The organism is Psychrobacter sp. 1U2 (genome assembly GCF_051847575.1).
This window is the reverse complement of the sequence record NZ_JBPYDC010001504.1, coordinates 1-588: the sequence shown is the minus strand read 5'-3', so window position 1 is coordinate 588 and position 588 is coordinate 1. Positions and strand designations below refer to the sequence as shown.

Below are 588 nucleotides of genomic sequence, written 5' to 3'. Positions count from 1 at the left end.
AGGTGGTATTGTATTAGCTTTGGCGGCTATCGCAGCCATGATCGTCGCCAATAGTCCTCTCAATGTTTGGTACGAATCTTTTATTCACGCACCTGTTGCCATTCAAATAGGCGATTTTGGAATTGCCAAAGATGCTCATCATTGGATAAATGATGGTTTGATGGCAGTTTTCTTTTTTTTAGTTGGGCTTGAGCTCAAACGCGAAGTGCTTATTGGCGAGTTGTCCAATGTTAAACAGATTATCCTACCAGCTGGAGCCGCAATAGGCGGCATGATTGTGCCAGCTATTGTGTATCTACTTTTTAATTACAATGAACCTGAGTTTTGGAAAGGCTGGGCTATTCCAGCTGCAACCGATATTGCCTTTGCTCTTGGTATCTTAAGTCTGCTTGGTAACCGCGTACCTAACTCCTTAAAAGTATTTTTAGTATCTATTGCTATCTTTGATGATATCGGTGCTATTTTAATCATTGCTTTATTTTATACGAGCGAGTTATCGTTAAGCTCACTAGCCGTCGCAGGCTTGTGTCTGCCATTTTTATATTTACTTAATCGCCGAAATATCACTAGTCTCACGCCCTATTTACT

1 protein-coding gene is annotated in these 588 nt (G+C 40.8%); it reads left to right on the top strand.

All coding sequences use genetic code 11. The annotated features are described in order from the left end of the window. Positions 1-588: Na+/H+ antiporter NhaA (gene nhaA, locus ACS8FD_RS22865; RefSeq protein WP_439277543.1), on the top strand; the 588-nt coding region annotated here is incomplete at both ends.